The organism is Vibrio sp. 1249-1, assembly GCF_033340495.1.
Map to the genome: position 1 here is coordinate 1 of NZ_JAWOWJ010000369.1, position 808 is coordinate 808.

Consider the following 808-nt stretch of genomic DNA (forward strand, 5'->3'; position numbering starts at 1 on the left):
AGCTCAGGCTCTGACGCTTCACCATTAGAAAAGAAGCTCATGAAAACTTTAGAGTCGATATTGCTATCGTCACTCAATACCAAAGCAGTGCGATTAAAATCGTCCGAAGCTGAAACTTTCAAACCGTTAACGGCTGATGTTGGGAAATTGTAGTAATGGAGCTCAGGAACAACAACAGAGTCACTGTCACTCTTTGTGAATATACGATGTGTGACTTTATAGTCGCCTGAAGCCGCAAAGTAAGCAACACGAGTAAAGCCTTCTGTAGACGATGTTAAACCCATGTCCAGATCAATCACCGAGTCTGCACTTCCTTGTGTTGATACACTTGGTTTTGTGTTTGGCAGGTTATCAATATTTAAGTAAGCACTCGGATCAACGTCAATATCCCATCCGTCAGAGATCGTTTCGTTAAGTAGAGACTCCCAACCATTAACTTGATTCTCTGAGAACGCCATGTATACCCAAGTTTCTTTATTCGTTGCACTAGGGCGATTATATTCAACGGCCGTTTTATCCAGCTTCAACGCGTCATATGCAAAGCCGTTAGTAACAAAGCCAATGTTAAGCGAGTCGTAAGTATAGTCAGAAGACGAATAAATGTTTGACGTATTATCCGCTCTAACTAAGGCTATCTCACCAGTTCCCCACGAACCAATACCATATTGGTAAAGCGCTTTGTCGCTTGAACCTGATTCATACTGAAACAATGCCGTTGGTTCACCTTTAAGCCCCATCAGTTCATCAGTAGGCAACATATCAGGGTTCGGAGACGTGAAAATATCGGTTTGCGAGACAAAGTTGTAAT

The 808-nt window shown here is 42.3% G+C and carries 1 pseudogene; it reads right to left on the reverse strand.

Annotation, left to right across the window (positions count from 1 at the left end):
* Nucleotides 1-808, reverse strand: a pseudogene (locus R7Z50_RS26435) (54K polar flagellar sheath protein A); the annotation flags it as partial.